Genomic DNA, 26153 nt, shown 5'->3' on the forward strand with positions numbered 1-26153 from the left:
GCGGAGACCTATGCGGCTGGCCCAATTCCTGCGAAGAACCATTTCATCGCAGGGATCTGTGCCGATGTTGAACAGACGAACGCTTCTCAAGGGGACTGTCGGCTTTGCGGTGCTCGGCGTTTCGCTGGACAACGCCTTGGCGAAGACGGCAGCGCTTGGCTCGATCAATGCCGCCGAGCTTGGCGTGGAGCCGGACGCACCGGACGACCAGAGCAAGGCCTTCGCCACGATGCTAGCCGAGGCAAGCCAGCGCAATGCGCCGGTGTTCCTGCCGCCGGGCACCTATGTCGTGTCCAACCTGACCCTGCCCGCCCGCGTCAGGCTTTCGGGCGTGCCGGGCGCCTCGCGCATCCTCTATGGCGGCAATGGCCATTTGCTGACGGCCGAACAGGCCGAGCATATAGAGTTCACCGCATTGGTCTTCGACGGCGCCAACGGCGGGTTGGCCGACGATGCGCAAGGCCTGCTCGACCTGCGCCGCGTCGCCCATCTCGTCATTGACAATTGCACGATCACCGGCAGCGGCAAGCATGGGCTGGCGCTGGAGCATGCGTCGGGCCGCATCGAGCGGTCCGAGATTTCGGGGGCTGCGGACGCCGGCATCTACTCCGTCGAGGCCGCTGGCCTGGCGATATCCGACAACACCGTATCCGACTGTGGCAATGGCGGCATTCTTGTGCATCGCTGGCAGCAGGCCGAGGACGGCACGATCGTCAGCGGCAACCGCGTGCAGCGGATCGGCGCGCGCGGCGGCGGCACCGGGCAGAACGGCAATGGCATCAACGCCTTCCGTGCCGGCAATGTCTCGGTCACCGGCAACATCGTCTCGGACTGCGCCTTCTCGGCGATCCGCGCCAACAGTTCCAGCAATCTGCAGATGACCGGCAACACCTGCTCGCGGTCGGGCGAAACCGCGCTCTATTCCGAATTCTCCTTCGAAGGCGCCATCATCGGCAACAACATCGTCGATGGTGCCGCTAACGGCATCTCGATCGTCAATTTCAACGACGGCGGCCGTATGGGTGTCTGCTCAAACAACATCATGCGCAACCTCTCGACCACCGGCCCCTACCCCGCCGACGCGCCGGGCTTCGGCGTCGGTATCAGCGTCGAGGCCGACACCACCGTCTCGGGCAATGTCATCGAGAACGCGCCGCTCTACGGCATGCAGATCGGCTGGGGCGCTTATATGCGCAATGTTGTGGCGACGGGAAACATCATCCGTCAGGCCGGAACCGGCATCGCCGTCACTGTGGTAGAAGGCGCTGGAAACGCCATCATTTCCGACAACGTCATCGACGGCGCCAAGAACGGCGCCATCATCGGCCAGCGCTGGGCCGAACCGGCGACCGGCGACCTCGCGCGGTCGAGCGATAGCGGCTATGCGCACCTGACGGTCGAGCGAAACAGGGTCAGCTGAGCGTCGTCGTCGGCCGCAGCGAGCCGACCTTGGCGCCAATGCGGCTTTCGATCGGAGGATTGGCCCGCTCCAGAAGGTTCGCCGCCAGTGCGCCGTCGGCGCTGAGAAGTTTTGCCAGCACAGTGGCAATCATCACCTCGGCGGCGCGGCCGGCGCCGTCATCGCATTTTAGCGCGATGCCGAGGCCAAGCTCCGGAACGGCAGCGCAATAGACACCCTCGGCGCCCGTCTTGACGAATATGCGGCCGGGCGCGGCCTGCATCAGCGCCACATCCACTTTGCCGGTGCCGGCGACCAGGAAAGGCTCGGCCATACAGGCAGACAGCAGGCGTTTGGCCGCCTTGGCGCGCTCAGGGCCAAAGCTCCTGCCCGTCGCCATGCGGGCAAAGCCAAGGGCAAAACTTTTCAGCGGCACGGCATAGGTGGGAATCGAGCAGCCATCGGTTGCCCGGTGATCCGCATCGTGGGCAGCGCCGGTCACCGCCTGCATGGCGTCGCGCACCATCTCCTGCAAACCATGGCCTGCCTTGACGTAGCCTTGGTGGGCAATCCCTGAGTGCACGCAGGTGCAGAGAAATCCGGAATGCTTGCCCGAGCAATTGTTGTGCAGTGCGTTCGGCGAGACGCCTGTGCGGGCCAGTGCGATCGTCGCGTCGTGGCTCGACGGCCAATGCGCGCCGCATTCCAGCGCCGACTTGTCGAGCCCGGCCTTGGCCAGCATCGCCTGCGCCAGTTCGACATGCGCGGGTTCGCCCGAATGCGAAGCGCAGGCCAGCGCCAGTTCGCGGTCGCCCAAGCCGTACGCATCGGCAGCACCCGTTTCAACCAGCGGCAGCGCCTGGATCGCCTTGACCGCCGAGCGCGGAAACACCGGCCGCGCCGTATCGCCGATCTCCAGGACAGGCTTGCCGTCACCGTCGAAGATTGCGACAGCGCCGCGATGGACGCTCTCGACGATCGCGCCGCGCAAGACCTCGACCAGAACCGGATTTGTCATCACCACGCCCCAAAAATACGGGCCGCTTCTACCTGATCCGGTCGAGAATGGAAACGTAGTTGGCGACGGCAGCGCCACCCATATTGAAGATGCCGCCGAGCTTTGCGCCCGGCACCTGGATGCCGCCGGCCTCGCCCGTCAACTGCATGGCAGATAAGACGTGCATCGACACGCCGGTGGCGCCGATCGGATGGCCCTTGGCCTTCAGGCCGCCCGAAGGATTGACCGGCAGCCTGCCGTCCTTGGCCGTCGTGCCGTCCAGCGCCAGCCTGGCGCCTTCGCCGGGCTTGGCCAGGCCCATCGCCTCATATTCGATCAATTCGGCGATGGTGAAGCAGTCATGTGTTTCGACGAAGGAGAGATCGTCGAGCGTCACGCCGGCCTTTTTCAGCGCCTGGTTCCAGGCCTGTTCGCAGCCTTCGAAGGACAGGATGTCGCGCTTCGACATCGGCAGGAAATCCTGGACATGCTCGTTGGCGCGGAAGGCGACGGCGCGGCGCATCTTCAGCGCCGTCGAGGTGTCGGTCAGCACAAGGGCGGCTGCACCATCGGAGACCAGCGAGCAGTCGGTGCGCTTCAGCGGACCGGCGACGAAGGGGTTCTTCTCGCTTTCCTGGCGGCAGAATTCGTAGCCGAAATCCTTGCGCATCTGCGCGTACGGATTGTCGACGCCGTTCTTGTGGTTCTTGGCGGCAATCATCGCCAGCGCGTCCGACTGGTCGCCATAACGCTGGAAATAGGCCTGCGCGATCTTGCCGAAGACGCCGGCAAAGCCGGCCGGCGTGTCGCCCTCCTCCGGCAGATAGGAAGCTTTCAGCAGGTTCTTCCCGATCTCAGGCCCGGGCGTCGTCGTCATCTGCTCGGCGCCGACCACCAGCACGATGCGGGCAGCGTTTGCGTCGATGGCGCGGATGCCTTGCCGGACCGCGGCCGAACCGGTGGCGCAAGCATTCTCGACCCGCGTCGCCGGCTTGAAGCGCAGTCGGTCGTCGGCCTGCAACACGAGGCTGGCGGTAAAATCCTGTGGGGAAAAGCCGGCATTGAAGTGGCCGAGCACGATCTCGTCGACCTCATCCGGGCCGATGCCGGCATGGTCGAGCGCGTCGACCGCGACCTTGGTGATCAGGCCTTCCAGCGTCTCGCCTTCCAGCTTGCCGAAGCGCGAATGCGCCCAGCCAACGATGCATGCGGTCATGGCGGTCTCCATCCTTGGCGCCAGCCTAACATGTGGGCAAATGGCGCACTTCGCCTTTATTGTTCAAATATAAACAATCCCGCCCGCATCGAAAAGGGCCGCAAGCCGACAATCGCTTGGTGCAGGTTCCAATCGGATCGTTTTTTGTTGATTGACGCGTCAATAAAAAATAATCTCCGCCGCAAAAGCCGGGAACATCATGCCTAAAGTCGGAATGGAACCGTTGCGCCGCAAGGCGCTCATCGACGCGACGATCTCGGCGATCGGCGAGCGCGGCTCGCTTGACGTGACCATGTCGGAGATAGCGGGGCGCGCCGGTGTGTCGTCAGCATTGGCTCACCACTATTTCGGCGCCAAGGATGAGCTGCTGCTGGCGACGATGAGGCATATTCTGGCCGAGCTGACGATCGACATGCGGCGCGCGCTGCAATCCGCCGGCTCGCCGCGCGAACGTGTTTCGGCCGTGGTGGCCGTCAACTTCTCCGACATCCAGTTCCAGCCGGAAACCATCGCGGCCTGGCTCGCCTTCTATGTCGAGGCGCAGAAATCATCGGCCTTGCGCCGGCTGCTCAGGGTCTATGCGCGGCGGCTGCATTCCAACCTAATGAGCGGGCTGACCGGCATCTTGGCCAGGCACGAAGCCGACCGCGCGGCGGAAGCGACCGCGGCGATGATCGACGGGCTCTACATCAGGCGGGCGCTGAAGGACGGCGTGCCGGACGCGGCGACCGCGATTGCGCTGGTCGAGGACTATCTGGAAACCAAACTCGGCGGGCGACAGACACAGTGACAGCCTCAGTGACACAAAGGCGACCCAACATCCTGATCGTCATGGTCGATCAGCTCAACGGCACGCTGTTTCCGAACGGACCGGCGGACTTCCTGCACGCGCCGCATCTCAAGGAGCTGGCCGCGCGCGCGGCACGTTTCCGGAACAATTATACGCCCTCGCCGCTTTGCGCGCCGGGGCGCGCCGCCTTCATGAGCGGCCAATTGCCGTCGCGCACCCAAGTCTACGACAACGCCGCTGAGTTCGCCTCCTCAATTCCGACCTATGCTCACCATCTGCGCGCCGCCGGCTATTACACCTGCCTGTCGGGCAAGATGCATTTCGTCGGCCCCGACCAGTTGCATGGTTTCGAAGAGCGGTTGACCACCGATATCTATCCCGCCGATTTCGGCTGGACGCCGGACTACCGCAAGCCCGGCGAACGCATCGACTGGTGGTATCACAATCTGGGCTCGGTGACCGGCGCCGGCGTCGCCGAGATCACCAACCAGATGGAGTATGACGACGAGGTCGCCTTCCACGCGGTGCAAAAACTCTACGACCTTGCCCGCACCTCCGACGATGCGGCCAGCCGGCCCTGGTGCCTGACGGTTTCCTTCACCCACCCGCACGACCCCTATGTCGCACGGCGGCAATATTGGGATCTCTATGAAGATTGTCCGGCGCTCGAACCGGAGGTGGGATTCATCCCCTATGCCGATCAGGACCCGCATTCGCAGCGGCTTTACCGCGCCAGCGACTACGACAGTTTCAACATCACGCCGGAGCAGATCCGCCGCTCGCGGCGCGGCTACTACGCCAACATCTCCTATCTCGACGACAAGGTCGGCGAGTTGATGTCAGTGCTGGAACGTACGCGCATGCTGGACGACACGGTCATCCTGTTCTGCTCCGACCATGGCGATATGCTTGGCGAGCGCGGCCTGTGGTTCAAGATGAACTTTTTCGAGGGCTCGGCACGGGTGCCGCTGATGATCGCCGGCAAGGGCGTTGCCGCGGGGCTGATCGACGCGCCGGTTTCCAATCTCGACGTGACGCCGACATTGTGCGATCTCGCCGGCATCGACATCTCGGCGATCGCGCCGTGGACCGACGGCCAGTCGCTGCTGCCGCTGCTCGAGGGCACGAAACGCGATGCTCCAGTTCTGATGGAGTATGCCGCCGAAGGCTCCAACGCGCCGTTGGTGGCGATCCGCGACGGCCGCTATAAATTCATCCATTGCGAGATCGATCCGCCGCTTCTGTTCGATCTCGAAGCCGATCCGCAAGAACTCACCAATCTTGCCACCGATCCGACGCATGCCGATCTGGTGGCGGCCTTCACGGGAGCCGTACGAGCGCGCTGGGACATGGCCGCCTTCGACGCCGCCGTGCGTACCAGCCAGGCGCGGCGCTGGGTGGTCTATCCGGCGCTACGCAACGGCACGCATTACCCCTGGGAGTTCCAACCGCTGCAGAAGGCGTCGGAACGCTACATGCGCAACCACATGAACCTCGACAATCTCGAGGAACAGAAACGCTTTCCGCGAGGCGAATGATGACAATTGTCCCCTCCCTCGAGCACCTCAGACAGGCCTATGCCGTGACGTCGAAGGCGACGCAGATCACGCCTTTGCTGGAATCGACAGCCTTGGCCAAGGAGACGGGTGCGGCCCGCGTCTTTATCAAGCCGGAATCACTGCAATGGGCCGGCTCGTTCAAGGTGCGCGGGGCCTATTGGCGGTTGAAGCGGCTGTCGCCGGATGAGGCCATAAAAGGCGTCGTCGCCTACTCCTCCGGCAATTTCGCGCAAGGGTTGGCGGCTGCCGGCCAGGCGCTCGGCATTCCCGTCACCATCGTCATGCCGATCGACGCGCCGGCCGCCAAGCGCGATGCGACCACAGGCTATGGCGCGCGCGTCGTGCTGACCGATCATGGCGAGCGCGCCCGTGAAGAGGTCGCAGCCGCCAAGGCCTGCGAGATTGCCGAGACCGAAGGGCTGGCGTTGCTGCATCCATTCGACGATCCGGAGATCGTTGCCGGCCAGGCCGGCGCCGGGCTCGAAGCGCTCGAACAATTCGAGGCAAAGGACGCCAGTGCCGACCTTCTGTTCTGCTCGGTCGGCGGCGGCGGACTGATCGGCGGCATCTCGCTCGCCTTCCACTATCTGTCGCCGGCAACCGAGATCATCGGCGTCGAGCCGGAAGGCTTCAACGGCATGGGTGCATCGCTAGCGCATGGCGCCATCGAGACCATGCCGATCGCGCCGAAATCGATCTGCGACGGGCTGATGTCGCGGCGGCCGGGCGACGCGCCGTTCGCGGCGGTCAAGACCGCTGGCGTGCGCGGCATCACCGTCGACGACCAATCGGTTAGGCGAGCGATGAAGATCGCCTTCGAACGGATGAAGCTGGTGCTCGAGCCATCGGGCGCCGCCTCTCTGGCGGCGCTTCTCGGCGGCAAGGTGGATGTGACGGGTAAAACGGTCCTGGTCATGGCTACCGGCGGCAATGTCTCGCTCGCCGATTTTATTTCGCATATGAACGATGGGCGCATGTGAACCATGCTTGAAGCAGACTTCGTCATCATCGGCTCCGGCTCGGCCGGCTCGGCCATGGCCTACCGGCTGTCGGAAGACGGCAAGCATTCGGTGATCGTCATCGAGTTCGGCGGCACCGATATCGGGCCGCTGATCCAGATGCCGTCGGCGCTGTCGATCCCGCTCAACATGAGCCTTTACGACTGGGGCTTTGCCAGCGAACCAGAGCCGCATCTCGGCGGCCGCGTGCTGGCGACGCCACGCGGCAAGGTGATCGGCGGCTCGTCCTCGATCAACGGCATGGTATATGTCAGGGGCCACGCACGCGACTTCGACCACTGGGCCGAACAGGGGGCGGCCGGCTGGGGCTTCGCCGACGTGCTGCCCTATTTCAAGCGCATGGAGGACAGTGACGGGGGCGAGGACGGCTGGCGCGGCCACGGCGGCCCGCTGCACGTCCAGCGTGGCCCGCGCAAGAATCCGCTCTACGGCGCCTTTGTCGAGGCCGGCCGCCAAGCCGGGTTCGAACTGACCGACGACTACAATGGTTCGAAGCAGGAAGGCTTCGGGCCGATGGAGCAGACCATACGCGGCGGCCGCCGCTGGTCGGCCGCATCAGCCTATCTGAAGCCGGCGCTCAAGCGGCAAAATGTCAGCGTGATCAAAGGCTTCGCCCGTCGTGTGATCATCGAGAATCAGCGCGCTGTCGGCGTCGAGATCGAAGCTCACAAACAGATTCAGGTCGTTAAGGCGCGACGTGAGGTGATCGTTGCCGCATCATCGATCAATTCGCCCAAGATCCTGATGCTATCCGGTATCGGCCCGGCCGCGCATCTCAAGGAGAACGGCATCCAGGTCGTGGCCGACCGGCCCGGTGTCGGCCGCAATCTGCAGGATCATATGGAGCTCTACATCCAGCAGGAATCGACCCAGCCGATCACGCTGAATTCGGTTCTCAACCCATTCTCCAAGGCTCTGATCGGGGCGCAGTGGCTGTTCTTCAAGACCGGCCTCGGTGCCACCAACCATTTCGAGGCCGCGGCCTTCGTGCGCTCGCAGGCCGGCGTCGACTACCCCGACATCCAGTATCACTTCATCCCGGCTGCGGTGCGCTATGACGGCAAGGCGGCGGCGAGGGCCCATGGCTTCCAGGCCCATGTCGGGCCGATGCGGTCGAAGTCGCGCGGCTCGGTGACGCTGCGCTCTCCCGACCCGAAAGCGACGCCGGTCATCCGCTTCAACTACATGTCGCATCCAGACGACTGGACCGAGTTCCGCCACTGCATCCGGCTGACCCGCGAGATCTTCCGCCAGAAGGCTTTTGACGGCTTTCGCGGCAAGGAAATCTCGCCGGGTTCGCACGTCCAGTCGGACGAGGATCTCGACGCCTTCATCCGCGATCATGCCGAGAGTGCCTACCACCCGTGCGGCACCTGCAAGATGGGCCGCGCCGACGACATCATGAGCGTGGTCGATCCGGAGTGCCGGGTAATCGGCGTCGACGGCCTGCGCGTCGCCGACTCCTCGATCTTCCCGCGGGTGACCAACGGCAACCTCAACGCGCCGTCGATCATGACCGGCGAGAAGGCCTCCGACCACATTCTCGGCCGCACGCCACTGGCGCCGTCCAACCAGGAACCCTGGATCAATCCGCGCTGGCAGGTGGCGGATCGATAGGGCATTGTCCGGCGGACTGCTCCGCAATAGCGAATACATCTGGAGAACAGCATGCGCGCCCAGCCAACGGCATCGCACTATGTCAACGGCCGCTACATCGAGGACGAAGGCGGCGCGCCGCTGCCGGTGATCTATCCGGCGACCGGTGAGGTCATCGCCACTTTGCATTCGGCGACTCCGAACGTGCTGGAGCTCGCCATCGAAGCCGCGCGGGCCGCACAACCGGCCTGGGCGCGGATGAAGCCGGTTGAGCGTGGCCGCATCCTGCGCCGCGCCGCCGACATTTTGCGCGCGCGCAACGCCGATCTGGCGCGGATCGAGACGCTCGACACCGGCAAAGCGATCCAGGAGACGCTGGTGGCGGATGCACTATCGGCCGCCGACTGCCTCGAATATTTCGGCGGCGCGGTTGCCGCCTTCAACGGCGAGGCGATCGATCTTGGTGGACCTTTTGCCTATACGCGCCGCGAGGCGCTCGGTGTGTGCGTCGGCATCGGCGCCTGGAACTATCCGATCCAGATCGCCGGCTGGAAATCCGCCCCGGCGCTCGCCATGGGCAACGCCATGGTATTCAAGCCTTCGGAGAACACGCCGCTGTCGGCGCTGGCGCTGGCCGAGATCTACTCAGAGGCGGGCCTGCCCGACGGGCTGTTCAACGTCGTGCAAGGCTATGGCGAAGTCGGCGCCGGCCTCGTCGGCCATGATGTCGTTGCCAAGGTTTCGGTGACCGGCTCGGTGCCGACCGGCCGCAAGGTGCTGTCGCTCGCCGGTTCGAAGATGAAGCACGCTACCATGGAGCTCGGCGGCAAGTCGCCGCTGATCGTGTTCGACGATGCCGATCTCGAAAACGCCGTCGGCGGCGCCATGCTCGGCAATTTCTATTCGACCGGGCAGATCTGCTCCAACGGCACGCGCGTCTTCGTGCAGAGCGGCATCCATGACCGCTTCGTCGACCGGCTGGTCGAGCGGACGAAAAAGATCCGCATCGGCGATCCGCTCGATCCTGAGACGCAGATGGGGCCGCTGGTCAACAAGGCGCAGCAGGAGAAGGTCGTTTCCTACATCGCGGCCGGCAGGCAGGATGGAGCAACGCTCGCCTGCGGTGGCAACGTGCCGTCGCTGCAAGGTTTCGATGGCGGCTTCTTTGTCGAGCCGACGGTGTTCACCGGTGTCACCGATACGATGCGCATTGCGCGCGAGGAGATTTTCGGGCCGGTGATGAGCGTGCTGAAGTTCGACGGCGAGGACGAGGTGATCGACCGCGCCAACGACACCGAATTCGGCCTCGCCGCCGGCGTCTTCACCCGCGACCTGCAGCGCGCTCATAGGGTGATCGCCGAACTGCAGGCCGGCACCTGCTGGATAAACGCCTACAATCTGACGCCGGTGGAAATTCCGTTTGGCGGGGTGAAGCAATCCGGCATTGGGCGCGAGAACTCGCTGGCGGCTTTAGCGCTCTATTCGCAGCTGAAGGCGGTGTATGTCGAGACCGGGGATGTAGCGAGCCCGTATTGAGGGGTTGGCGCGAGGCACCCCCCTCTGCCCTGCACGGCAGAGGGGGGTGCCTCGCACCGGCCTCTCAACAACCTCACCCCTTCTGCGCTGTCCCATCAAGATACTGCGTCAGCGCGCAGACCAGATGATAGAAGATGCTGGCCGGCACGTCCGATGCCAAGGAGCGGCCGCGTTCGTCGATGCGGTCGATCCACAGGCCGAGCGGCGCCGGGTCGATGTGCCAGCGGAATAGCCGGCCGACGCGCGCCTCGATTTCGGGCTTGAGGTCGGGACCGCCCGAGCCATCCAGCGCAATCGCCGCCTTGATCGCTTCCGCCTGCGGCCAGCTGCGCGATACGAGGTCGAGCGGCAGGCCCTGCCGGGAGACCGCACCGTAGGCAAGGCCGGTGGCGCGGTTGAGGCCGTTGGCGATGGCCGAGGCGTAGAGCTTGCGGGCAAAATTGCTCAACTCGCCCTGGCCGCTGCGGGCGACGAAATCGGTGAGCAGCGAGGCCCATTCGAAATGATGGCCGGGCTCGGTCCATGTGCCCTTCTCGCCGGCGGCCGGCTTCCACCCGGCGTCGAAATATTCGCCCAGCGTCCAGCTCTCGGCATCGAAGAAATGACTGCGGAAAAGGTCGATGATGCGCGCGGCGCGGCGCAGATAGGTGCGGTCGCCGGTCGCCTCATACCAGGCGAGGAAGGCCTCGAGCAGATGCATATGCGGGTTGGAGCGCCGCTCGCCCTCCCCGTCGGACGTCTCGAGGAAACCGGTCATGCGGCTGTCCTCGAGATGCGCGTCGAGGAACACGAAGGTCTCCTGGCCCAGCCGCAGCGCATCCGGATTGCCGCACATATGCGCATGCGCCAGCGCCAGCAGCACGCAGGAATGGTCGTAGGCATCCTCGGTTGGGTCGGCGACGGAGCCGTTGACATTGAGCGTGCGCACCCAGCCGCCCCGGTCCGTGCGGCCCTTGCCGGCCATGAAGGCGATGCCATGGGAGATCAGGCGATCGGCTGGACCGTCCCAGCCGCGGGCCTTGGCAACGGCGAAGGCGTAGACTTGCCTCGCCGTCGTGCGCATGCGCTTGGGCTTCAACAGCGCCTCGCCGTGGAAGCCGAGCGCCTCGTGGAAGCCGCCATGACGCTCATCGACGCCTGAAGTCGACCACAGCGGCAAGGTCTCCTCGAACAGCCAGTGATGCACGCGCCGACGCCAGGCGCCGCTCTCGATGACGCGGTCGTGTGCCGGCGTAAACCTGGTTTCCAGCCGGCCCGACTTTTCCAGCTGCTCGACGATTTTCTTGACGTGCTGGCTGTGGCTGACCGGGGCGACGAAGGTGGCGTCCGCCGTCGAGACGATGGCGACATCCTTCATACCGATTGCCGACAAAAGCCGGCCGTCGCTTCTGATGTAGGAGTTTTCGCAATCAATGGCGACGACATCGCCGACGACGACATTGCCCTTGGCGTCGGCAGGGCCGACATCGAGCAGCGACTGCCAGGAGCCGAGGTCGTTCCAGCGGAAGCCGGCCGGCACCATGGCGATGTCCTTGGCCCGTTCCATGATGGCGTAGTCGATCGAGTTCGACGGGATGGCGGCGTAGAGGTCGAGCGGCATATAGAGGCCGGACAGGTCGCTCGTTGCCGCCTTGTAGGCGGTTTCGGTGGCCTGCCAGAGGTCGGGTTGGAAGGTGGCGAAGGCGTCGCGCATGGCGCCGGCGCGAAACAGGAAAATGCCGGTGTTCCAGTAGAAGGTGCCCGCACTGAGATAGCTCTGCGCAGTGGCGAGGTCGGGCTTTTCGACGAAGCGCGACACGTCGAAGACGCCGCCGCTTTCGGCTGCGACTTCGATATACCCATAGCCGGTCTCGGGCTGCGTCGGCTTGATGCCGAACACCACCAGACGGCCGGCAAGCGCTGCCTGGCTGCCCGCCTCGACGCTCTGCCAGAACTGCTTGGGCGTGGCGATTTCGTGGTCTGACGGCACCACCAGCACCAGGCTGTCGCCGAACTCCGACAATGTGCGCAGCGCGGCCAGCGCCACGGCGGCAGCCGTGTTGCGCCCGGTCGGCTCGAACAGCGGGCCACCGCCGGCGAGGTCGAGGCCGGCAAGGTCGGCATGCACGCGCTCGGCATGGCGCTCGGCGGCGATCAAGAAGATCGGCGTTTCGCCCTCCGGACGCGCCGTCAGCCGGCGCAGTGTCTTGGCCAGCATCGAGCCGTCCCCGGAAAGATCGTGGAACTGTTTCGGGTTGTCCTCGCGCGACAGCGGCCACAGCCGCGAGCCGACACCCCCGCTCATGACAAAACTGACGATGCGCTCGCTCATGAAAGGTCCAATCAGAACGTCTGGTTGTAAGCGCCGACTTCGGGGCTGCGGCGCAGCACGGCGTCGACGGCCTCGAACATCTGCCGGCGGCGGTCGGACGATGTCGGGCTTTCGACAACCACGACAAGCTCCGGCTTGTTCGATGACGCCCGCACCAGCCCCCAGGTGCCGTCCTCAGCCACGACGCGCACGCCGTTGACGGTGATCAGGTCAGCGATCTTCTGGCCGGCAAAAGTCTTGCCGGCGCGCTGCATCGCCTGGAAGTCCTCCACCACCCGATCGACCACGCCGTATTTCACATCGTCGGCGCAATGCGGGGACATGGTCGGCGTGCCGAAGGTCAGCGGCAGCGCGCGATAGAGATCGGCCATCGAACTTGTGGGGTTGCGGACGAGCATCTCACAAATGGCTATTGCCGTGATGAGACCGTCATCATAGCCGCGGCCGATCGGCGGATTGAAGAAGAAATGGCCCGACTTCTCGAAGCCGGCGACGGCGCCAAGCTCGGCGACGCGGCGCTTGATGTAGGAATGGCCGGTCTTCCAGTAATCGGTGACCGCGCCATTGGCGCGCAGGACGCTGTCGGTGTGGAACAGGCCGGTCGATTTGACATCGACGACGAAAGTCGAGCTGGAATGCTGGCTGGAGATATCACGCGCCAGCATGACGCCGACCTTGTCGGCGAAGATCTCGTTGCCCTCATTGTCGACCACGCCGCAACGGTCGCCGTCGCCGTCGAAGCCCAGCCCGACATCTGCGCCGGTCTCCAGAACCTTGTCGCGGATGGCATGCAGCATCTGCATGTCTTCCGGGTTCGGGTTATAGCGCGGAAAACTGTGGTCGAGCTCGACATCGAGCGGGATCACCTCGCAGCCGATGCGCTCCAGCGCCTGCGGCGCGAAGGCGCCGGCGGTGCCGTTGCCGCAAGCCGCCACAACCCTGATCTTGCGCGCGATGCGCTTGTCGCTCACCAGATCGTCGAGATAGGTCTCGCGAAAACCGGAGACGAATTCGTAGGAGCCACCGCCGGCAAGATCGAAATCGCCCGACAGCACGATCTGTTTCAGGGCGCTCATCTCCTCCGGTCCGAAGGTGAGCGGCCTCGCCGCACCCATCTTGACTCCGGTCCAGCCATTCTCGTTGTGCGATGCCGTGACCATGGCGACGGATGCCGCGTCGAGCGCGAACTGGGCGAAATAGGCCATGGGCGACAGCGCCAGGCCAATGTCTTTCACCTTTGCGCCCGCAGCCATCAGGCCGGAAACCAGCGCCAGCTTGATGGCAAGCGAATAGGAGCGGAAATCATGCCCGGTGACGATGTCAGGCCCGGCGCCAAGACGCCGAATCAACGTGCCCAGCCCCATGCCGAGCGCCTGGACGCCGATCAGGTTGAGCTCCGGCGGCTGCGCAGAGCCGGGGTGACCGAACCACCAGCGCGCATCGTACTCGCGAAATCCCGACGCCTTGATCAGCGCTTCCGTTTCGAATTCGAAGCTGTTGGGCCGGGCGTCGCCTACGATTTTCAGGGGCAAGACAGCAAAGCTCCAGATGGCGAAAACACGATCTATCGAGGCTGCGACTTAGCACACAAGGCTTTAAGCCGGGTTTATCCCGGGAGGGAAAGCCAAGCTTTGCGGCAATGCCCAACGAAAGCCAACGAAATGCGACAGAAGCGCTGCCATTGCCGCTTGCAGGAACGGTATGCGGCAGCTATAAGCCCGCGGTCTGGTCACGGAGTGTAGCGCAGCCTGGTAGCGCACCTCGTTCGGGACGAGGGGGTCGCAGGTTCAAATCCTGCCACTCCGACCAGAAAAAACAGACACTTAGGTGTTTGTTCTCCCGACCCACAAGATAGCTTGATGCAAACCGGCCGCGTCGGCGTCGCTGTCAGCATGGTGTTTTGACGCGACAACCTTCCGCGCTACCTCGATAATAGGAATGCCGCCGAGACAGCGGCCGGAACGAGGTTTGCGGAAGATGAATTTGTTGATTTCAAGCGTAGGCCGGCTGTCAGCGCTGCTTGCCCTGTCGCTGGCGGCAGGCTGCTCATCGCTGGGCAGCGCGGTCAACCCGGCGAAATACGACAGCATGACATGCGCCGAGCTCAACAACGCGGTAGGCGATACCGCGCGCGACATCTCGCAAACCGCCATCACCCGCGGCAGGGTCGCCAACACCAGCGTTCCCAACTGGCTGCTCGGCGGCACGCGCGTGAAGAGCGCAGTGGCCAACCGTGAGACGGCCAGAATCGAAAAGCTGAAGCAGCGGCAAGAGGCCATTGTCGCGACAAGAGCCAACAGATGCCCCAGGTCAGCGGGCTAAGCGAACTGGCCCTACCCTGACTATCGGCTGAACGTCACGCCTTAAGCACTCAGCCTGAAGCGCGTGACATCGATCGCCGCAGCCATCAGTGTCTGCGTGTAGGCCGCCTGCGGGTTGCTGAAGATCTCTTCCGTCGGGCCTTCCTCGACGATCTTGCCCTGCCTCATGACGATGATGTAGTCGGCCATGGCGCGCACCACGGAGAGATCGTGGCTGATGAAGAGGTAGGACAGTTCGTGGTCGGCCTGCAGCTTGCGCAGCAATTCGACGATCTGCTTCTGCACCGAGCGGTCGAGCGCCGAAGTCGGCTCGTCCAGCACCACCAGTTTGGGCTTCAGGATCACGGCACGCGCGATGGCGATGCGCTGGCGTTGGCCGCCGGAGAATTCGTGCGGGTAGCGGTTGCGTGCGTTGGGATCGAGGCCGACCTCGAGCAAGGCCTCGACGGCGCGCTGATCGCGTTGCTTGCCTGACAGGTTCGGCTCATGCACCAGAAGGCCTTCGGTGATGATCTGGCCGACGGTCATGCGCGGCGACAGCGAGCCGAACGGATCCTGGAAGACGAGTTGCATCTCACGACGCAGCGGCCGCATCGCCTGGCGGTCGGCAGTGGAGATGTCGCGGTCGCCGAAGCGGATGACACCGTCGCTGGGCAACAGGCGCAGAAGTGCGCGGCCGAGCGTCGATTTTCCCGAACCGGACTCGCCGACGATACCGATGGTCTGGTTGCGCTTCAGCCGGATCGAAATGTGATCGACGGCGCGTAGCAGCAGCGGTTCGCCCGCAAGGAAGCCGCCGCCGATCTTGAAGGTCACTTCGACATTGCGGCCCTCCAGCAGCACAGGAGCGCTGGGCGGCGGCGCCGCCTTGGTGCCGGTCGGTTCGGCGGCCAGCAGCATTTTGGTATAGGCATGCTGCGGGTTGGCGAAAAGTGCTTCCGCCTCGCCTTCCTCGACCACCTCGCCATAGCGCATGACATAGACGCGGTCGGCAAAGCGCCGGACGATGCCGAGATCGTGGGTGATAAAGACGATGGCCATGCCGAGCTTGCGCTGTAATTCGGCGAGCAGCACCAGGATCTGCGCCTGGATGGTGACGTCGAGCGCCGTCGTCGGCTCGTCGGCGATCAGGATGTCGGGGTCGTTGGCCAATGCCATGGCGATCATGACGCGCTGGCGCTGGCCACCCGACATTTCGTGCGGATAGGATTTCATCCGCCGCTCGGGATCGGGGATATGCACCAGCCTGAGCAACTTGAGCGCCTCGTTCCGTGCCTCGGCTGCGTTCAGCCCGCGGTGCTTGCGGATCGGTTCGATAAGCTGGTTGCCGATCGAATAGAGTGGATCGAGCGAGGTCATCGGCTCCTGGAAGATCATGCTGATCTTGGCGCCGCGCACCTTGTTGAGGTCGGGCTTGCTCATGGTCAAAAGGTTGCGGCCGCGATAATCGACGTGACCCGTCGCCTCGCCATTGGACGCCAGCAGGCTCATCGCCGCCATCATGGTCTGGCTCTTGCCGGATCCGGATTCGCCGACCACGGCAACGGTTTCCCCTGCCTTGACGTGGATGTTGATGCCCTTGACCGCTTCGACCGCGCCGTCGAGCGTGCGGAAACGGACGCGAAGGTCCTTGACGCTGAGGATCGTTTCGGGCGTTTCCATCGCAACGGTCCCCATTTTATTTGGTCCCCATATTATCGGTCTCTCGGATCGAGCGCATCGCGCAGGCCGTCGCCGACGAAGTTCAGCGCAAACAGCGTCGACACGAGGAAGAAGGCGGGGAACAAAAGCAGCCAGTTGGCGGTGCCGATGTTCTTGGCGCCGACGGAGATGAGCACGCCCCAGCTGGTCATCGGTTCCTGCACGCCAAGGCCGAGGAAGGACAGAAAGCTTTCCAGGATGATGACCTGCGGCACCAGCAGCGTCATGTAGATCACCACTGGTCCGAGCAGATTGGGGATGACATGGCGCAGCAGGATGCCGCGCTGGCCGACGCCCATGGCTTCGGCCGCCTGGACATACTCCTGCCGCCGGATCGACAGCGCCTGGCCGCGCACGATGCGCGCCATGTCGAGCCACAGCACCGCCCCCACCGCCAGGAACATCAGCACGAAGTTGCGGCCGAAGAACACCACCAGCATGATGACAAAGAAAATGAAGGGCAAGGAATAGAGCACGTCGACGATGCGCATCATCACCTCGTCGATCTTGCCGCCGGAAAAGCCGGCCGCCGCCCCGTAGAGGACGCCGATGACCACCGCGACAATGCCGGCAAGCAGGCCGATGGCCAGCGAGATGCGCCCTGCCATCAGCGTTCGCGACAACAGATCGCGACCGGTGTTGTCGGTGCCGAACAGGAAGTACTGCTGTTTGACCGACGCAGTCATCGTCAATTCGAGCCCGTCGGCCGATTTGCTCTCTATCTTGGTATCGTCGAAGGCATCGGAGCGGTCGAGATAGCGGATGTTGCGGTCGTCGATCGGTTTGGTCGAGGTGACGGTGACGGTGACGCGACTGCCGTCCAGTTTCCACTCCTTGATGTCGACGCGCATGCGCTTGATGGCATCCTTGAGCGCCGTCTCGATCATGTCGGGCTTCGGATAGGCTGAAAAGCTTGGCGGCGTGCGCACATAGTCGGCATAGATGGTGGTGTACTGATGCGGCACGAACCAGGGGCCGAAGATGCTGATGACGCCAATGAAGGCCAGGTAATAGAGGCTGAACATGGCGGCGCGGTTGGCTTTGAGGCGCGCCCATGCGTCGCCCCAGAGCGAGCGGCCGACGACGGCCGGCGGAGCGGCGGCGGCTGTGATGTCGGTCATAGCGCACCCTCAGTCATAGCGCACCCTCGGGTCGACGACCGCGTACATGACGTCGACGATCAGGTTGAAGACGATGGTGAAGAGCGCGATCACCACCACGGTCCCCATCACCAGCGTGTAGTCGCGGTTGAGCGCGGCATCGACGAAATAGCGGCCGACGCCGGGAATGGAGAAGATGGTCTCGACGATGACCGAACCGGTGAGCAACGCCGCGGCTGCCGGGCCGGTGAAGGAAACGATCGGCAGGATGGCGCCGCGCAGCGCGTGCTTGACCACCACCGACCAGTCGGAGAGGCCGAGCGCACGCGCCGTTCGGATATGATGCGAACGCAAGCTCTCGATCATCGACCCGCGCATCAGGCGGGCAACGATGGCGATCTGCGGCAAGGCCAGCGTCAGCACCGGGCCGATCTTGTTGATCAATGCGCCATCACCCCAGCCGCCGATCGGCAACAGCTTCCAGGTCAATCCGAACACCAGCTGAATCACAGGAGCGATGACGAAGGTGGGGATAGTGCTGCCGGCGGTCGCCAGCGCAATCACCGTATAGTCGCCAAGCTTGTTCTGGTTGAGCGCGGCGATGGTGCCGAGCACCGAACCAAGCAGCAGCGCCAGGATCAGCGCCGAGGTGCCGAGCTGGACCGATATCGGCAGCCCCTTGGCAAACAGTTCGGTGACGGTGAAGTCAGGCAAATTGTAGCTCGGCCCGAAATTGCCGCGCAGAAGATTGCCGAGATAGTGGGCATATTGCAGCCAGAGCGGATCGTCGAGGCCGAACTGTGCTTCCAGATTGGCCCTGATCTCGGGACTGAGGCCCCGCTCCTGATTGAAAGGGCCGCCCGGTGCGACGCGTATCAGGAAGAACGCCATGGTCACGATGACGAACAGCGTCGGAATGGCGGTCAGAAGCCGCCGTAAGATGTATCGCAGCATCGGCGCCCCGCTTCGGCCAGAGCGACATACGTCCATGCAGACGCATTGCCACGCTCCGGCGCCAAATCTTCGCACCGGGCTTGCCGAAAATCGACCACGACTTTCGGACCGGTGCGATGACCGACCAGTCCGCCCCGCCCGGAGGGGGCGGGGCGGTCCAGTCAAGGATGATTATCAGTCCTTGGAGACGAAGCGGGACGGATGGATGTCCATCACATTGTCATCGAAGCCATGCAGCTTCGAGGAAACGATATCGTGGAAGCTGTAGTAGAGAAGCGGAATGTTGCCGACGTCATCGACAAGGATGCGCTCGGCCTCGGTGAGGTCCTTCATGCGCTCTTCCGGCTTGCCGCCGGCAGCCGCGGCCTTGTCCATGGCCGCCTCATATGCCGGGCTGACGTAGCTCGAATAGTTGTTGCCGCTGGCCTTGCGGGTGATGCCGAGGAAGGTCTCGGGATCCTTGTAGTCGGCGATCCAGGCGGCACGCGCCACGTCGTAGTTGCCCTTCTGCTCGAGGAAGGAATAGTGGGTCTTGGTATCGGTGTTGAGCAGCGTGATCTCGACGCCAAGCGGCTTCAACTGTTCCTGGATGGCAACCGCGGTGTTCTTGTGGTTTTCCGAGGTGTTGTAGCGGATCTCCATCTTCAGCGGATGCTCGGGCGTATAGCCGAGTTTCTCAAGGATCTTCTTGGCGGCGTCCTCGCGGTCGATCTGCGGCATGTCGGCGTATTTGGCCATTGCCGGCGTGTAGCCGGCGATGCCCGGAGGCACCATCGAATAGCCAGGCAGCATGGAATTCTGCCAGACCTTTTCGGCCAGGAAGTCGCGGTCGATCGCCATCGAGATGGCGTTGCGCAGCTCGACATTGTCCCACGGTGCCTTGTCGGTCTTGATCGCGTAATAGTAGGTGCCGAGATACGGTCCGACACGGACCTGATCGCCGAACTTGGTCTTGAGGTCAGCGAGCTGTTCGGTCGGCAGGTCGCCGTAGCTGTCGAGTTCGCCGGCCTCGAAGCGCTTCATCGCCGATGAGCGGTCTTCGGTCGGGATGTAGTTGACGACGTCCATCTTGACGGTCGCGGCATCCCAGAATTTCGGATTCTTGACCAGCTTCATGTGGTCGTTGGGAATCCACTCGGCCAGCGTATAGGCGCCGTTCGAAACGAGATTGCCCGCCTTGATCCAGTCGGCGCCGAGCTTGTCGATCGAGGCCTTGTTGACCGGATAGGTAGCCTGGTGGGTCAGCATCTCGAGGAAGTATGGCGTCGGCGCCTTCAGCGTCACCTCCAGGGTGTTGGCGTCGATCGCCTTGACGCCCATGTCCTCGGGCTTGCCTTTCTTGGTGTTGACTTCCTCGGCGTTCTTCACGGGATAGAGCATGGAAGCGTATTCGGCGGCGGTCGCCGGATCCTCAAGCCGACGGAAGGAATAGACGAAGTCCTCGGCCGTCACCGGGCTGCCATCCGACCACAAGCCGTCCTTGCGCAGCTTGAAGGTGTAGACGGTGCCGTCATCCGATACCGTCCAGCTTTCGGCGGCGCCCGGGATGAGGTTCGTCTTCTGATCGTGCATGACCAGTCCCTGGAACAGGTCGCGTATGATATCGGCTTCGTAGACGGTCGAGGTCTTGTGCGGATCGACCGTCTCCGCTTCGGCGGCGCTGCCTCTGTTATAGACGGTCTCGGCAAGGGCCGGCGTCAGGAACGTGCCTGCGGCAAAGGTCATGGTCGCGGCGACAAGCGTCGCCTTCAGCATATTTTTCAGCATGAAGTCTCTCCCTGTGGCGCTGCCCATCGGCTGCGCCTTACGAGTGTTGACGCCCCGGAACCGATTTCTGGCCCCTTCGAGCGCGCCGCCGGTTCCCGTCCCGGCAGCTGGTGGCAGGAGACTAGACAGACGGAAATATTATTTCAACCGAGTCTTGCTTGACGCTAAGTGAGCATCCTCATCCTAAACCAGCCATAGCTAATCTATATTACCAGGTTCAATTGGGTGCAGCTTGCGGTTGTCCTGTAATTTTGCGTTTTGCCCTCAGGAGTTGTAATTGGCGCAACCATCTGGAAACATTCCAGGAATGCCGTTCGTGGCCAAGCTCGACGAAAGTACCGAAGAAGCCCGAAAATGAAAAACATGGCGCCGGTGGCGTTGCGCGGATCACTCGGCACGGTTGCATGCGGACACGATCTTTGTTGACGCCGGACGGCGTCCCTGAAGATCAGCCTACCTTGCCGACAAACCAGCCCAGGGCTGGCAGCAACAGCCCCTCCTCCTGCAGGACGGCACCGCCACCCAGAGCGATCGCCTCGACAGGCTGGAGATCCGGCGGCAGCCGCCAGTCGGCCGGCTTGTCGGCGAAATTGAAGACGCAGAGCAATATCTCGTCCTCGCCCTGCCGGATGAAGGCAAGGACATCGCCGTCGGTATCGAGAAAGCGGATCGGGCCCTTGACCAGCGCCAGATGCGCCTTGCGCAAGGCGAGCATCGTCCGGTAGCCGGCGAGCACGGACTTGTCGTCGGCGTTCTGGATATCGACCGCCCGAGCGCGGTGGCTTTCCGGCACCGGCAGCCAGGGTTTTCCCGAGGAAAAACCGGCATTGTCGGCGCCCGCTTCCCAGACCATCGGTGTGCGGCAGCCGTCCCTGCCCTTTACCCCCGGCCAGAAACGGATGCCGACGGGATCGCGCAGATCCTCGAAGGTCAGTTCCGCCTCCTCCAGCCCAAGCTCTTCGCCTTGGTAGAGACAGATCGAGCCCCGCAGGCAGGAGAGCAAAGCGATAGCGAATGTCGCCACCGCATCTGGATCGCCGCCCGGCCGCGTCCAGCGGCTGACATGGCGCACGACATCGTGGTTGGAGAATGCCCAGCAGACCCAGCCGTCGGCGACAGCTGCCTCGAAGGCCTCGACGCAGCCGCGCACATGGGCGGCTGAGAATTGCTGACCGAGCAGGTCGAAGGTGTAGCACATGTTGAGCTTGTCGCCGCCGGATGTGTAGGCGGCCAGCGTCTGCAGCGAACGGCCTTCGTCGCCGACCTCGCCGACACTGGCGCGGCCGTCATATTCGTCGAGCAAAGCGCGGAAGCGCCTGAGGAAACCGAGGTTTTCCGGTTGCGTCTTGTCGAACAGATGCTCCTGGAAGAGATAGGTGTTGGTTTCGCCATTGGTGCCGGCGACGCTCGACGCCAGCGGCGGATTGCTGCGCAGCCAGCGGTCGTGGACATAGTAGTTGACCGTATCCAGGCGGAAGCCGTCGACGCCGCGCTCGAGCCAGAACCGCACCGTCTGCAACAACGCGTCTTGAACCTCAGGATTGTGGAAGTTGAGGTCCGGCTGCGAGGCGAGGAAATTGTGCATGTAGTATTGCCGGCGGGTCGCGTCCCACTCCCAGGCCGGGCCGCCGAAGACCGACAGCCAGTTGTTGGGCGCGTTGCCGTCCGGCCTGGTGTCGGCCCAGACATACCAGTCAGCCTTGGGATTATCCTTGCTGGCACGGCTCTCTACAAACCATTCGTGCTTGTCGGAGGAGTGCGACAACACCTGATCGATGATCACCTTCAGGCCGAGCCTGTGCGCCTCGGCAACCAGCGCGTCAAAGTCGTCGAGCGTGCCGAACATCGGATCGACCGCCTGATAGTCGGAGACGTCGTAGCCCATATCGGCCATTGGCGATTTGAAGAAGGGCGACAGCCAGACGGCGTCGACGCCGAGCGAGGCGACGTGCGCCAGCCGTGAGGTGATGCCTGAGAGGTCGCCGCTGCCGTCGCCGGTGGTGTCCTGGAAGGAGCGAGGATAGATCTGGTAGATGACGCAGCCGCGCCACCAGTCGGCGCTCTGTTCAGGTCCCGGCTGGGCATTGTCGTCGGCCATTACGGACCCTTCCTGGCGCGGGCCTTTGCGGTCCGGCGCTCGATCATGAAACTGACACTGCGGCCGGGCAGCGGCCGCGCGAGGTCGACCGCTTGCGCTTCAACAGCCGGCTGCCATTCAAACCCTTGCCGCGCGGGCAGCGTGAAGACGCATTGGCGGCGATCGCCATTGACGATCACAGCCAGGCGGCCTTCCCCGCCATCGCCGAGCAGCATGACGAGGCGATGGCGCGAGCCATCGTTCCAGTCGGCTTCGCTGAGCGGCGCGCCGGTCTCGGTCAGCCAGGCGACGTCGGGCGTTTCAGAACCGGCCGGCGGCTCTCCGGTCAGGAAGCGCGTATCGGAAAGCGCCGGCACCGCGCCGCGCAGAGCTGCGAGCGCGGACACATGGGCTTCCAGCCCGACGTCGCGCCCGGCCCAGTCGAGCCAGGTGATGGCGTTGTCCTGCGCATAGGCGTTGTTGTTGCCCCCTTGCGTGCGGCCGAATTCATCGCCCGCCGTCAGCATGATGGTGCCGCGCGAGGCAAACAGCGTGGCGAGCAGCGCGAAGCGATCATGGGAACGGGCCTCGGCAATCGCCTTGTCCGAGGTTTCGCCCTCGACGCCGTTGTTCCAGGACAGGTTCTCATTGTGGCCGTCGCGGTTCTTCTCGCCATTGGCTTGGTTGTGCTTGGCTTCATAAGCGACGATATCGGCCAGCGTCATGCCATCGTGTGCGGCGATGAAGTTGACCGTGCGGCTGGCGGATTGGCCCTCCCTGCCGAACACATCGGAGGAGCCGGCGAGCCTTGTCGCCAGCGCACCGACCGCGCCGGCATCGCCGCGCCAGAAGCGCCTGATGTCGTCGCGGTAGCGGTCGTTCCATTCGAGGTAAGGCGGCCGGAAATTGCCGAGCTGATAGCCATTCGGGCCGATGTCCCACGGCTCGGCGATCAGCACCCTGTCGGCAAGCAGACGATCGCCAGCGATGGTCTCGAGCAACGGGGCCGCCGGATCGAATACGCCATCGACGCGGCCGAGGACCGGCGTCAGGTCGAAGCGGAAACCGTCGACGCCGGCATGGCGGACGAAATGGCGCAGCGTGTCGAGTACCATGTCGCGAACGACCGGATGGTCGCAGGCAATGGTATTGCCGGTGCCGGTATCGTTGGCCAACCTGCCGTCCTGCTCGCTGCGGTAGTAGGCTTGATTGTCGAGGCCGCGCAGCGACAGCGTCGGCCCGAGCCGGTCACTTTCGCCGGTATGATTGAAGACGAGATCGAGGATGGTGCCAATGCCAGCCCTGCGCAGCACCCCCACAGTATCGCGCAACTCGGCGATGCCGCCGGGCGCCAGGCGCGGGTCGAGCGCCATGAAGGTGACTGGGTTGTAGCCCCATGCGTTGCTGAGGCCGAGCGGCGGTAGATGGCGCTCATCGATCCATGCCGTCACGGGCATCAGCTCAACGGCGGAGACGCCGATCTTTCTGAGGTGTTCGAGGATGGCCGGATGCGCAAGTGCGGCAATGGTGCCGCGCTGCGCTTCCGGTACGTCCAGATGCAGCCTGGTGAAGGAGCGGACGTTGAGTTCGTAGATCAGGCCGCCTGGCTGGAACAAAGGCGGCTTGGCCGGCAGCGGCTTCGGTTGAGCCCGCGCGATGGTCTTCGGCATCAGTGGCGCGGTGTCGGCGCCTTCGTTGCGCCGGGCGGCAAGCCGCCAATGATGCTGGTAGGGCCGGTCGATTTCGACGGCGTAGGGATCGGTGAGCAGCTTGTCGGGATCGAACCACAGCCCGCGCTCCGGCGCATATTCGCCGTCGGCGCGAAAGCCGTAGCGCGTACCCGCGGCAAGGCCGGCGACGAACAGCGCATGGACGCCCTCGCTTTCCGGCTGAAGTTCGAGCCGGTCGATTTCACGGGCGCCGGTGTCGTCGAAGATCGACACCCACAGGCGCCGCGCGGACGACGACCAGGCGGCGAAGCGGATGCCTTCGGGAGTGACGGTTGCGCCGAGCTGGGTCATCGGCGCATCCTCCACTCTCCCCCTTGTGGGGAGGGTCGCGAACGAAGTGAGCGGGGTGGGGGTCGGCGCGGGGAAAGCGCTTTACGAGCACCCCCAACCCGATCCGCTGCGCGGATCGACCCTCCCCACAAGGGGGAGGGTAAAGACCTCACCACCCTCAAGTAATCACGCTCGGCTTGTTGCGCCCGGTGTGGCTCTTGATCCCGGCGATATCATCGGCAGCCGCGATCAGGTCGGCGAGCGCCTCTTGCGTGTCGAGATCATGCCGCGCTCTGTCCGGCTCGTAGCGCTCGATGTAGACGCGCAGCGTAGCACCCGACGTGCCGGTGCCGGACAAACGAAACACGACACGCGAGCCGCCTTCGAACAGGATGCGGATGCCCTGGTTCTTGCTCACCGAACCGTCGACGGGATCGTGATAGGCGAAGTCGTCGGCATTGGCGATCTTCAGGCCGCGCACGCTGGTGCCGGGCAGCGAAGCGAGCTTGGCGCGCAACTCGTCGACCAGGGCGTTGGCGCGCCCGGTTTCGACCTCCTCATAGTCATGACGTGAATAGTAATTGCGGCCGTAGGTCGCCCAATGTTCGGTGACGACGTCCTTGCAGCTTTCGCCGCGCACGGCCAGGATGTTCAGCCACAACAGCACCGCCCACAGCCCGTCCTTTTCACGGACATGGTTCGAGCCGGTGCCGGCGCTTTCCTCGCCGCAGATCGTTGCCATGCCGGCATCGAGCAGATTGCCGAAGAACTTCCAACCGGTCGGCGTTTCGTAGATGCCGATGCCGAGCTGTTCGGCGACGCGGTCGGCAGCGCCGCTGGTCGGCATCGAGCGGGCGATGCCTTTGAGGCCGTCCTTGTAGCCCGGCGCCAATTGCGCATTGGCGGCAAGCATGGCCACCGAATCCGACGGGGTGACGAAAATGCCCTTGCCGATGATGAGATTGCGGTCACCGTCGCCGTCGGAAGCGGCGCCGAAATCGGGCGCATCCGGTCCCATCATCTCGTCGTAGAGATGCTTGGCGTGGACCAGGTTCGGATCCGGGTGATGGCCGCCAAAATCCGGCAGCGGCTTGTAGTTGCGGCAGGTGCCATTCTCCGCGCCGAGCCGGCGCTCGAGGATTTCCTTGGCATACGGGCCGGTGACCGCATGCATGGCGTCGAAGCGCATGCGGAAGCCGTATTTGAAATTGGCGCGGATGGCGTCGAAGTCGAACAGGCTCTCCATCAATTCGGCATAGTCGGTGACCGGGTCGATAATCTCGACCGCCATGCCGCCGGCGGTCACCGTGCCGATCTTGTCGATGTCGATCTGGTCGATGTCGGCGGTCTTGAAACTCGAAATCGTCTTGGTCTTTTCGAAGATCGCGTCGGTCAGCTTTTCCGGCGCCGGGCCGCCATTGCCGGCATTGTACTTGATGCCGAAATCCTCGTGCGGGCCGCCCGGATTGTGACTGGCCGACAGGATGATGCCGCCGAAGGTCTTGTATTTGCGGATGACATGCGACGCCGCCGGCGTCGACAATATGCCGCCCTGCCCGACCATCACCTTGCCGAAGCCGTTGGCCGCCGCCATGGCGATGGCCTTCTGGATGACCTCGCGGTTGTAGAAGCGGCCGTCGCCGCCGATCACCAGCGTCTTGCCCTCAAAGCCCTCCAGCGCGTCGAAGATCGACTGGATGAAGTTCTCGGCATAGTGCTCCTGCTGAAAGACAGGCACCTTCTTGCGCAGTCCGGACGTGCCGGGTTTCTGGTCGAGATAGGGTTTGGTGGCGACGGTCCGGATCATGCT

The 26153-nt window shown here is 63.9% G+C and carries 17 protein-coding genes, 1 tRNA gene and 1 pseudogene; 8 read left to right on the top strand and 11 right to left on the bottom strand.

What is annotated here, in order from left to right:
* Positions 1 to 64: 64 nt before the first annotated feature.
* Positions 65 to 1420: a TIGR03808 family TAT-translocated repetitive protein gene (locus NKI96_RS05370; RefSeq protein WP_023698160.1), complete on the top strand. Its 1356-nt coding sequence runs from the start codon at positions 65 to 67 to the stop codon at positions 1418 to 1420.
* On the opposite strand, the gene NKI96_RS05375 is transcribed toward NKI96_RS05370, so the two are convergent.
* Positions 1413 to 2417 carry an asparaginase gene (locus NKI96_RS05375; protein WP_023735549.1) on the bottom strand — a complete coding sequence of 335 codons (1005 nt, stop codon included), beginning with the start codon at positions 2415 to 2417 and terminating at the stop codon, positions 1413 to 1415. The two genes, NKI96_RS05370 and NKI96_RS05375, sit on opposite strands and share 8 nt — an antisense overlap.
* Before the next feature lie 28 nt (positions 2418 to 2445).
* Positions 2446 to 3612, bottom strand: a complete 1167-nt coding sequence (locus NKI96_RS05380; protein WP_023698158.1) for an acetyl-CoA acetyltransferase — start codon at positions 3610 to 3612, stop codon at positions 2446 to 2448.
* Between the two features lie 199 nt (positions 3613 to 3811).
* Here NKI96_RS05380 and betI point away from each other — a divergent pair, with 199 nt between their 5' ends.
* The 5 genes from betI to betB are packed head-to-tail and all read left to right on the top strand — an operon-like array spanning position 3812 to position 10112.
* On the top strand, positions 3812 to 4402 hold the full coding sequence (betI, locus tag NKI96_RS05385) for a choline-binding transcriptional repressor BetI (RefSeq protein ID WP_023692769.1): 591 nt from the start codon (positions 3812 to 3814) through the stop codon (positions 4400 to 4402).
* 8 nt (positions 4403 to 4410) lie between these two features.
* Entirely contained in the window at positions 4411 to 5940 is a 1530-nt protein-coding gene (betC, locus tag NKI96_RS05390; protein WP_023687209.1) for a choline-sulfatase, read from the top strand.
* Positions 5937 to 6941 carry a threonine/serine dehydratase family protein gene (locus NKI96_RS05395; RefSeq protein ID WP_023687208.1) on the top strand — a complete coding sequence of 335 codons (1005 nt, stop codon included), beginning with the start codon at positions 5937 to 5939 and terminating at the stop codon, positions 6939 to 6941. The genes betC and NKI96_RS05395 overlap by 4 nt, the downstream gene beginning before the upstream one ends.
* A gap of 3 nt (positions 6942 to 6944) precedes the next feature.
* Positions 6945 to 8597, top strand: a complete 1653-nt coding sequence (gene betA, locus NKI96_RS05400; RefSeq protein WP_023687207.1) for a choline dehydrogenase — start codon at positions 6945 to 6947, stop codon at positions 8595 to 8597.
* Between the two features lie 51 nt (positions 8598 to 8648).
* The gene (betB, locus tag NKI96_RS05405; RefSeq protein WP_023805737.1) at positions 8649 to 10112 is read left to right on the top strand and encodes a betaine-aldehyde dehydrogenase; all 1464 of its coding nucleotides are present in this window, start codon (positions 8649 to 8651) and stop codon (positions 10110 to 10112) included.
* A gap of 73 nt (positions 10113 to 10185) precedes the next feature.
* Here the strand turns inward: betB and NKI96_RS05410 are convergent, their stop codons facing one another.
* Positions 10186 to 12423 carry a mannose-1-phosphate guanylyltransferase/mannose-6-phosphate isomerase gene (locus NKI96_RS05410; protein WP_023805738.1) on the bottom strand — a complete coding sequence of 746 codons (2238 nt, stop codon included), beginning with the start codon at positions 12421 to 12423 and terminating at the stop codon, positions 10186 to 10188.
* Positions 12424 to 12434: 11 nt separating this feature from the next.
* Positions 12435 to 13955: a phosphomannomutase/phosphoglucomutase gene (locus NKI96_RS05415; protein WP_352803228.1), complete on the bottom strand. Its 1521-nt coding sequence runs from the start codon at positions 13953 to 13955 to the stop codon at positions 12435 to 12437.
* Positions 13956 to 14155: 200 nt separating this feature from the next.
* Between NKI96_RS05415 and NKI96_RS05420 the strand changes: the two genes are divergently transcribed.
* A tRNA-Pro gene (locus NKI96_RS05420) sits at positions 14156 to 14232 on the top strand.
* Between the two features lie 168 nt (positions 14233 to 14400).
* A complete protein-coding gene (locus NKI96_RS05425; protein ID WP_352803231.1) occupies positions 14401 to 14745 on the top strand; it encodes a hypothetical protein in 345 nt (114 codons plus the stop codon).
* Between the two features lie 41 nt (positions 14746 to 14786).
* Here NKI96_RS05425 and NKI96_RS05430 read toward each other — a convergent pair whose 3' ends face one another.
* The 7 genes and pseudogenes from NKI96_RS05430 to NKI96_RS05460 form a co-directional block, all read right to left on the bottom strand.
* Positions 14787 to 16406 (bottom strand): ABC transporter ATP-binding protein, encoded by a 1620-nt coding sequence (locus tag NKI96_RS05430; RefSeq protein ID WP_023702233.1) that lies wholly within the window; start codon positions 16404 to 16406, stop codon positions 14787 to 14789.
* A 32-nt stretch (positions 16407 to 16438) separates the two neighbouring features.
* Positions 16439 to 17566 (bottom strand): ABC transporter permease, encoded by a 1128-nt coding sequence (locus NKI96_RS05435; protein WP_023670736.1) that lies wholly within the window; start codon positions 17564 to 17566, stop codon positions 16439 to 16441.
* Positions 17567 to 17575: 9 nt separating this feature from the next.
* Positions 17576 to 18499, bottom strand: a complete 924-nt coding sequence (locus NKI96_RS05440; protein ID WP_023684574.1) for an ABC transporter permease subunit — start codon at positions 18497 to 18499, stop codon at positions 17576 to 17578.
* Positions 18500 to 18925: 426 nt separating this feature from the next.
* Positions 18926 to 20293: pseudogene (locus NKI96_RS05445) on the bottom strand (peptide ABC transporter substrate-binding protein); the annotation flags it as partial.
* Between the two features lie 421 nt (positions 20294 to 20714).
* Positions 20715 to 22364: a beta-galactosidase BglA gene (bglA, locus tag NKI96_RS05450; protein WP_023684575.1), complete on the bottom strand. Its 1650-nt coding sequence runs from the start codon at positions 22362 to 22364 to the stop codon at positions 20715 to 20717.
* A complete protein-coding gene (gene glgX, locus NKI96_RS05455) occupies positions 22364 to 24364 on the bottom strand; it encodes a glycogen debranching protein GlgX (RefSeq protein ID WP_352763034.1) in 2001 nt (666 codons plus the stop codon). The genes bglA and glgX overlap by 1 nt, the downstream gene beginning before the upstream one ends.
* A 157-nt stretch (positions 24365 to 24521) precedes the next feature.
* Positions 24522 to 26150, bottom strand: a complete 1629-nt coding sequence (locus tag NKI96_RS05460) for an alpha-D-glucose phosphate-specific phosphoglucomutase (RefSeq protein ID WP_352803235.1) — start codon at positions 26148 to 26150, stop codon at positions 24522 to 24524.
* Positions 26151 to 26153 lie beyond the last annotated feature (3 nt).

Origin of the sequence: Mesorhizobium sp. M0292 (genome assembly GCF_040321695.1) — a bacterium.
In the GTDB taxonomy this organism is placed as follows: domain Bacteria; phylum Pseudomonadota; class Alphaproteobacteria; order Rhizobiales; family Rhizobiaceae; genus Mesorhizobium.

What these genes read in the sequence shown, in the direction of transcription:
- NKI96_RS05370 (WP_023698160.1), top strand. Translation starts at nt 65, where the DNA reads ATGTTGAACAGACGAACGCTTCTCAAGGGGACTGTCGGCTTTGCGGTG.
- NKI96_RS05375 (WP_023735549.1), bottom strand. Translation starts at nt 2,417, where the DNA reads ATGACAAATCCGGTTCTGGTCGAGGTCTTGCGCGGCGCGATCGTCGAG.
- NKI96_RS05380 (WP_023698158.1), bottom strand. Translation starts at nt 3,612, where the DNA reads ATGACCGCATGCATCGTTGGCTGGGCGCATTCGCGCTTCGGCAAGCTG.
- betI (WP_023692769.1), top strand. Translation starts at nt 3,812, where the DNA reads ATGCCTAAAGTCGGAATGGAACCGTTGCGCCGCAAGGCGCTCATCGAC.
- NKI96_RS05395 (WP_023687208.1), top strand. Translation starts at nt 5,937, where the DNA reads ATGATGACAATTGTCCCCTCCCTCGAGCACCTCAGACAGGCCTATGCC.
- betA (WP_023687207.1), top strand. Translation starts at nt 6,945, where the DNA reads ATGCTTGAAGCAGACTTCGTCATCATCGGCTCCGGCTCGGCCGGCTCG.
- betB (WP_023805737.1), top strand. Translation starts at nt 8,649, where the DNA reads ATGCGCGCCCAGCCAACGGCATCGCACTATGTCAACGGCCGCTACATC.
- NKI96_RS05410 (WP_023805738.1), bottom strand. Translation starts at nt 12,423, where the DNA reads ATGAGCGAGCGCATCGTCAGTTTTGTCATGAGCGGGGGTGTCGGCTCG.
- NKI96_RS05425 (WP_352803231.1), top strand. Translation starts at nt 14,401, where the DNA reads ATGAATTTGTTGATTTCAAGCGTAGGCCGGCTGTCAGCGCTGCTTGCC.
- NKI96_RS05430 (WP_023702233.1), bottom strand. Translation starts at nt 16,406, where the DNA reads ATGGAAACGCCCGAAACGATCCTCAGCGTCAAGGACCTTCGCGTCCGT.
- NKI96_RS05435 (WP_023670736.1), bottom strand. Translation starts at nt 17,566, where the DNA reads ATGACCGACATCACAGCCGCCGCCGCTCCGCCGGCCGTCGTCGGCCGC.
- NKI96_RS05440 (WP_023684574.1), bottom strand. Translation starts at nt 18,499, where the DNA reads ATGCTGCGATACATCTTACGGCGGCTTCTGACCGCCATTCCGACGCTG.
- bglA (WP_023684575.1), bottom strand. Translation starts at nt 22,364, where the DNA reads ATGGCCGACGACAATGCCCAGCCGGGACCTGAACAGAGCGCCGACTGG.
- glgX (WP_352763034.1), bottom strand. Translation starts at nt 24,364, where the DNA reads ATGACCCAGCTCGGCGCAACCGTCACTCCCGAAGGCATCCGCTTCGCC.
- NKI96_RS05460 (WP_352803235.1), bottom strand. Translation starts at nt 26,150, where the DNA reads ATGATCCGGACCGTCGCCACCAAACCCTATCTCGACCAGAAACCCGGC.